General features: G+C 65.8%; 7 protein-coding genes. 4 read left to right on the top strand and 3 right to left on the bottom strand.

Features of this window, described 5'->3' with window-relative positions; all coding sequences use genetic code 11:
• The 4 genes from RIF85_RS06005 to RIF85_RS05990 form a co-directional block, all read left to right on the top strand.
• Positions 1-709, top strand: a 709-nt coding sequence (locus tag RIF85_RS06005) for an arabinan endo-1,5-alpha-L-arabinosidase (protein WP_309071006.1), incomplete at its 5' end; no start/stop codon positions are given.
• Positions 710-718: 9 nt separating this feature from the next.
• Complete coding sequence (locus tag RIF85_RS06000) at positions 719-2,623, top strand: beta-L-arabinofuranosidase domain-containing protein (RefSeq protein ID WP_309071005.1); 1,905 nt, start codon at positions 719-721, stop codon at positions 2,621-2,623.
• A gap of 39 nt (positions 2,624-2,662) precedes the next feature.
• Positions 2,663-2,866 (top strand): DUF2945 domain-containing protein, encoded by a 204-nt coding sequence (locus RIF85_RS05995; RefSeq protein WP_309071004.1) that lies wholly within the window; start codon positions 2,663-2,665, stop codon positions 2,864-2,866.
• A gap of 74 nt (positions 2,867-2,940) precedes the next feature.
• Positions 2,941-3,567 carry an FMN reductase gene (locus tag RIF85_RS05990; RefSeq protein ID WP_309071003.1) on the top strand — a complete coding sequence of 209 codons (627 nt, stop codon included), beginning with the start codon at positions 2,941-2,943 and terminating at the stop codon, positions 3,565-3,567.
• 153 nt (positions 3,568-3,720) lie between these two features.
• Here RIF85_RS05990 and RIF85_RS05985 read toward each other — a convergent pair whose 3' ends face one another.
• The 3 genes from RIF85_RS05985 to RIF85_RS05975 are packed head-to-tail and all read right to left on the bottom strand — an operon-like array spanning position 3,721 to position 6,658.
• Positions 3,721-4,809 (bottom strand): NAD(P)/FAD-dependent oxidoreductase, encoded by a 1,089-nt coding sequence (locus RIF85_RS05985; protein WP_309071002.1) that lies wholly within the window; start codon positions 4,807-4,809, stop codon positions 3,721-3,723.
• Positions 4,810-4,834: 25 nt separating this feature from the next.
• Positions 4,835-5,521, bottom strand: coding sequence for a class I SAM-dependent methyltransferase (locus tag RIF85_RS05980; RefSeq protein WP_309071001.1), 687 nt, complete (start codon positions 5,519-5,521; stop codon positions 4,835-4,837).
• Complete coding sequence (locus RIF85_RS05975) at positions 5,522-6,658, bottom strand: type III polyketide synthase (RefSeq protein WP_309071000.1); 1,137 nt, start codon at positions 6,656-6,658, stop codon at positions 5,522-5,524.
• Positions 6,659-6,703 lie beyond the last annotated feature (45 nt).

Genomic DNA, 6,703 nt, shown 5'->3' with positions numbered 1-6,703 from the left:
GGTTCCCGGCGTCGTCAATCTGTGGGCTCCGGAGCTCTACGAGCATGACGGCACGTGGTACCTGTACTACTCGGCGTCAACGTTCGGGAGTAATGACTCGGTGATCGGGCTGGCGACGAACACCACCCTCGACCCGGAGGACCCGAACTACGAGTGGGTCGATCAGGGAGAGGTGCTGTCCTCGGAGGGGAAGAACTTCAACGCCATTGACCCTGGGATCGTCGAGGATGAGCACGGCACGCCGTGGATGAGCTTCGGCTCTTTCTGGGGAGGCCTGCAGCTGATTGAACTTGAATGGCCATCGGGTCTCCGCGCTGACCCCGACGCAAACCCGGTCACCATTGCCGACAGGCAAGTGCCGCCCAATGCCATCGAGGCGCCCTACCTGCTCGCACGCGACGGCTACTACTACCTCTTCGTGTCGAAGGACTTCTGCTGCAAGGGCCTCGAGAGTACCTACAACATGGCTGTGGGCAGGTCCGCCACCATCGAAGGGCCCTACGTGGACCGCGACGGCGTATCCATGCTCGACGACGGCGGCACTCCCTTGCTGGCGGGCAAGGGCCCTCGCGTGGGGCCGGGCGGGCAGTCCGTCTCCGGAGACGTGCTGGCCTTCCACTACTACGATGAAGCACTCGACGGCGCGTTCCGGCTCGGGCTGGTCCCTCTCACCTGGGACGACGGATGGCCGACAGCGCGCTGGGACTAGGAGCCGTTCATGGGATCCACAACCGCTACCGTTACACCGGCCTCACCGCGGTCCGCCGACCGGCTGAGGTACCACCCGCTGGGACTCGACGCTGTCCGTTTCGCACCGGACGGCATGCTCGGTGCATGGCAGCAGGCGAACCGCAGCAGCAGCCTCCGGCACTGCATCGAACAGTTGGAGGCCTCGGGCGCGCTGCCGAACATGCGGGCGGCAGCGGAAGGTCGTGCCGGAACCTTCAGGGGTTTCCACTTCGCCGACTCCGACATCTATAAGGTGCTGGAGGCCCTCGGGTGGGAAGCCGGCCGCAGCGACGTTTCGGAATTCCTCCCGTTCGTGGACGAGACCGTAGCACTGCTTGCCCGGGCGCAGCAGGAGAACGGCTACCTCAACTCCTTCTACGCTGAGACACCCGACCGGCAGTTCAGTGACCTCCGCTGGGGGCATGAGCTGTACTGCCTCGGGCACCTGCTGCAGGCGGGCATAGCCTGGGCGCGGACGTCGGGACGCACCGACCTGCTGGAGATCGGTGTCCGGTTCGCCGAGCTCGTGGAGGATTCGTTTCCACCGAGTGGGCGTCCGCCTGTCTGTGGGCACCCGGAAATCGAGACAGCACTCATCGAGCTCTACCGCCATACCGGAGACACCCGCTGGCTGGAACTGGCCCGCCGCATGGTGGACGCGCGCGGGCACCGAAGCGTCGGCGAGGACCGCTTCGGCTACCAGTACTTCCAGGATCATCTGCCGGTGCGCGATGTTCCGGGGGCCACCGGACACGTGGTGCGCCAGCTCTACCTGGCTGCCGGCGTGGCCGACCTGTACACGGAGGGCGATGACGAAGACCTTCTCGCCGCCCTGGAGCGTATCTGGTCCGACGTGCACTTCCGCAAGATGTACATCACCGGCGGCCTCGGCTCCCGGCACCGGGACGAAGCCTTCGGAGACCCCTTCGAGCTGCCGCCTGACCGTGCGTACTCGGAAACGTGTGCCGCAATCTCAAGCGTGCAGTTCAACTGGCGGATGCTCCTCGTGACCGGTGAAGTGAAGTACGCCGACGAGCTGGAGCGCGCCCTCTACAACGCCGTTGCCGGTTCCACGTCGCCGGCCGGAACCGAGTACTTCTACTCCAATCCGCTGCAGGTCCGGACCGAGCGCGACGGCGAGCACGAGCAGGCACCGGCCCGCCGCGCACCCTGGTACGACTGCGCCTGCTGCCCGCCGAATCTCGCCCGCCTCCTGTCGTCGCTGCACGCCTACGCAGCAACCACGGACGACGACGGCGGCCTCCACCTCCACCTCTACGAGCCCGCCGGCATCCGACTTCCGGACGCGTCCGTCGTGGTCACCACGGGCTATCCGTTTGATGGGCGGATTCGTCTGGAGGTCACCGGTCACCTCCCGGTACTGTCCCTGCGGCTGCCCGGTTGGGCGAGGAGTTACCAGCTGCTGGTTGACGGCGCGGAACAGCAGGAGGAGCCGGTTGACGGTTATCTCCGTATCACCGACGTCGGGCAGGGCATCGTCGAACTGATTCTCGATATGCCCGCCGAGCTTCGTGCTCCACACCCGCATATCGACGCCGTCCGCGGATGCCTGGCCGTGACGAGGGGGCCGCTGGTGTATGCGCTGGAGCAGGCCGACCTGCCCGCCGGCGTCGTGCTGGAGGACGTGCTGCTGGATTCCTCGGGCGAGCCGGAAGCAGGTCCTGGCAAGGCACTGGTGCCCGGCGACATCAGCGTGCCGAAGGTACGGGTGGCAGCGGTGGTGCGGACGCCGGCGTCGTCGGCGATCTATCCCGTGGCAGGAGCGGAGGCATCCGGTGCATCGCAGCGGATCTCCGTTGATCTTGTCCCGTACTTCCGGTGGGGCAACCGCGGGCCGGGAGGGATGCGGGTGTGGATCCCGGCGGCCCAGTGAGGGGTGGTGCGTGCTGCACAGGGATGGCAGGCTGGACTGATGGCATACAGCAAGGGAACCAAGGTCAGTTGGAATACATCGCAGGGTAAAACCTCCGGCAAGGTTGTTGAGAAGAAGGAGAAGGAGTTCACCTTCGACGGCCAGAAGTTCAATGCATCGAAGGACGAGCCCTACTACATCGTCGAGAGCGAGAAGTCGGGCAAGCAGGCCGCCCACAAGGAAAGCGCGCTCGACAAGCACTAGCGGGAATGTTTCCCGGTCCACCATGGTTCAACTAGATGCAAAAGCATGAAGGCAGTGAAACTGGAGGACCGGCCATGGAAACGCGCCGAGTAGTAGTAGTGTCCGGCGGCATGGGAATGCCGTCATCAAGCCGTATGCTGGCAGACCAGCTCGGCAGGGCAGCGCAGCGCGAGTTCGAGCGCGCCGACGTCCTCACCGAGATCACCACCATCGAACTGCGTGAGCTCGCCGTCGACATTGCCAACAACATGGTCACCGGCTTCGCTCCGCCAGCGCTCGCCGCCGCCCTCAAGTCAGTTTCGGATGCCGATGCGCTCATTGTCGTCACCCCGGTCTTCTCCGGCTCCTACAGCGGGCTTCTGAAGTCCTTCTTCGACGTCCTCGACAACACTGCACTGGACGGAATGCCCGTGCTCATCGCCGCCACCGGCGGAAGCGTGCGGCATTCCCTCATGCTCGACCACGCCATGCGGCCCCTCTTCACCTATCTCCGGGCGCGCGTGGTCTCGACCGGCGTGTATGCCGGACCTGAGGATTGGGGCGCCGGTTCCAACGGCGCACCCGCCCTGGACCAGCGCATCAGCCGCGCCGCCAGCGAACTCGCGGGCATGGTCGAAGGCACGACGACGGCGCGCCGCCCCCAAGGCATCCAGCCTTCCGCCCCGTTTGAGGAACTCCTCGCGCAGGTGCAGGGCCGCTAAGCGTCCACTGCCCTTCCCGGTAGTCACGCTTCACTACGCGGACCCGGCATTCGGATCTGCCCACTGAGGCGAGTGTTTCAGTGGGATAGTCCGGACATTCCCACTCAACGTTCCGGTTCGGTGGGATATCCCGTCGGGGCGGGTCCCGTCACCTCAGTGCATCGTGAAGGTGCGGGCGACGGCGTCGTGCACGGTCGGTAGCCCGGCGACCCTGCCCATGATGCGATTGCGCGCCGTCAACAGCGCTGACGGCAGGGGACGTCCCAGCATCATGTTGATGTGCGCCTGCCGTGACGCGGCCAGCGCAGCGCGGCGCCGTTCCTCGTTGAACCGGCGCAGGCCCAGCCCGACGTCGGTCCCCGCCAGCGAGTCGACCACCAGCGGAACCAGCTGGGCGGCATCGAGCCACCCCAAATTCATGCCCTGGCCGCCGATGGGGGACACCTCATGCGCGGCGTCGCCGACCAGGGCGATGCGTCCCTCAATGAACCGATCCGCAATTCTCCGGCGCACGGCGAAGGAACTGAGCATGGTGTTGTTCCGGGTGTCGACGGCGACGCCCGTCCGCTCAGCCACCAGACCCGCGACGGTCCCCGCGGTCGGGTTTTCCACCAGCGACGGCATCCGCACCACCCAGCGCCGCACCCCGCCGGGGAGCGGAAAGGATTCCACAATCCCGTCGGACTCCAGGTAGAGGGCGGCTGTGCTCCCGTCGCCGGTGGTGTCGGGGAAGTCGCCCATGACATATGCGTCGGGGTAGGGCCGTACCTTTGCCCGGATTCCCGCCGCGCTGCGCACGGTGCTCCGGGCTCCGTCTGCGCCGATGAGCAGCGCCGAGCGGTAGGTGCGGTGGTCGGTGACCGTCACCACCCCGGTCCCGACGTCGTGAACGGCCTCGACCGTTTCTCCCCGCCGGAGCGCGTTGGGGGCCAATTCCGTCAACCGTTCGGACAGGATGCGCTCGGTCTGCTCCTGGGGGATCGCCAGCACATATCGGTGCGGTCCGGGCAGGCAGGCGAAGGACAATTCGGCCACCGTGCGCCCGCGGCTGCGTGCTATGCCGCCCGGAATCTGCACGCCCGCCGCGATGAGGGCCTCCGCAACCCCCGCTTGTTCCAGGGCTGCCAGCGCCGGCGGATGAATGCCGATGGCGCGGGAGTGCGAGCTGCGCACGCTGCGGCGCTCGAGTACCTCCACCTCTATGCCGGACTGCGCCAGCAGGATCGCGGTATACAACCCCACCGGTCCTCCGCCGACAATCAGGACATCAGGCACGGTAAACCAGCAGGTTCCGGAACGGGACCTGGCCCTCCACCCGCCAGCCTTCGGGTACGACGGCGCGTAGTTCCTTTGCGAGGTAGCACCGCCGGATCGAGGTCAGCCCGTCCTCACGAATGAACGAGCCGCGCAGGGGAAGGGTGGCCACGGAAAACAGGGCAAACCCGATCCGGGTCCGCTCGATGTCACTGTGCAGGGCGAGGCGCTTGCTGAGTAGCTCCGAGTCGCGCAGCAATCCTCCCAGTTCCTGCGGCGAGAGGTGGTGGAGGACATGGTTGGACGTGACGACGTCGAACCGTTCTCCCTCCGCAACGAGCTCGGAACTGAAGGCCCGGCGGAAGGTGAGTGCCGGCGTCGTCGGCTGGCTACTGGCGAAGGCGTAGGCGCGTTCATCGGGGTCGATCGCGGTGATGCGCAGTTCGAAACCGTCACGGGCGGCCCAACGGGCGAGCGCGCGCGGGACGTCACCGCCGCCGGAGCCGATGTCCAGGAGCGTGTTCACCCGGGATGTCGACAGCACCGGACGGATGTACCGAGCCCAGGTCCGATGCCAGCCCGCGACCGCGCGGTTGACGAGCGGGAACTGGGCGTAGGTGTGGTCGAGCTTCGCCGGGTCGCAGTCGGGCTTGTCCATCTCTTCGACTGCGGTGAGGTCGCGGTGGGCGAGGAAGGCCATTCAGACCGCTGTCTTGGTGAGGAGCGCCGTCTCGACCGTGAGGCCGGGGCCGAAAGCCATGGAACAGATGCGTTCATCGTTCTCGGCTGCGGGCTGGTCCAGGATGTGCTTGAGGACGAACATCACGGTGGCGCTGCTCATGTTTCCGTAGTTTCGCAGGGTCTCACGGGCAGGAACCAACTGCTCATCGCTAAGCTTCAGCTTGGCCTGCACCTTGTCCAGAATGCTGCGCCCACCCGGGTGGATCCCCCAGTGCTCGATGTCCCGGTACTCCAGGCCGATCAGGGACTCATCCCGTTCGATCAGGGGAGTGAGGGCACCGACAATGTGCTCGTCGATGATGTGGGGAACGTAGGTACCGAGGACCATCTCGAAGCCTTCATCACCGATGTTCCACGCCATCGACTCCTCACCAACCGGGGTGAGCGTCGTTTCGAAGAAGTCGAGGCTGAGCATACTTCCGGCGGGGCGGGGGAGGTCAGTGCGGGCGCTGATGACGGCGGCTGCGGCGCCATCGGCGAAGAGGGACGTTCCCACGATGGTGTCGGGGTTGTTGGAGGAACGAACGTGCAGCGAGCACAGTTCGGCACTGACCACGAGGACCGCCGCCTTGGGGTCCGCCTCGCAGAAGGACTTGGCGGCACGCAGCGCCGGGAATGCCGCGTAACACCCCATGAACCCGAGGTGGTAGCGCTGTGCCGATGGGTCGAGGCCCAGTGCGCGGACGATCTTGTAGTCAGGTCCCGGGTTGAAGAACCCGGTGCAGGAGACGGTGATGACGTGGGTAATGTCGCCCGGCTCGACGCCTTCGGCAGCGTCCAGGGCTTTTTGTGCGGCTTCGACGAACAGCTTCGTACCCGCCTCGGCGTAGACCTCGTTGCGGGCTTTGGTCCCCGGACTGAGGATCGTCATGGTCGCCGAATCGAAGAACACTGGAGACTCGCTGTGCCGCTCCAGCGTGAGCTCCTCCACAGCGGTATAGCGCGTGTCGATGCCCGAGGAATCAAATGCGGCGGTCACCAGTCGCTGGCCCAATCGGTTGAGTCCGGGCTGCGCGGCGAAAACATCCCTCACCTGGGACTGCACCATGACGGTAGTCGGTACGGCGGTTTCGAGGGACCTTATGAGGACTGTCATAGTTCATTGTTAGGTGAGCGGATAAGCGAACACAATACGAAGCAG

This window comes from Arthrobacter sp. (genome assembly GCF_031179385.1).
GTDB lineage: Bacteria > Actinomycetota > Actinomycetes > Actinomycetales > Micrococcaceae > Arthrobacter_D.
Note: the sequence above shows the minus strand (reverse complement) of the source record. Positions and strands in the feature narration are given on the sequence as shown.

What these genes read in the sequence shown, in the direction of transcription:
- RIF85_RS06000 (WP_309071005.1), top strand. Translation starts at nt 719, where the DNA reads ATGGGATCCACAACCGCTACCGTTACACCGGCCTCACCGCGGTCCGCC.
- RIF85_RS05995 (WP_309071004.1), top strand. Translation starts at nt 2,663, where the DNA reads ATGGCATACAGCAAGGGAACCAAGGTCAGTTGGAATACATCGCAGGGT.
- RIF85_RS05990 (WP_309071003.1), top strand. Translation starts at nt 2,941, where the DNA reads ATGGAAACGCGCCGAGTAGTAGTAGTGTCCGGCGGCATGGGAATGCCG.
- RIF85_RS05980 (WP_309071001.1), bottom strand. Translation starts at nt 5,521, where the DNA reads ATGGCCTTCCTCGCCCACCGCGACCTCACCGCAGTCGAAGAGATGGAC.
- RIF85_RS05975 (WP_309071000.1), bottom strand. Translation starts at nt 6,658, where the DNA reads ATGACAGTCCTCATAAGGTCCCTCGAAACCGCCGTACCGACTACCGTC.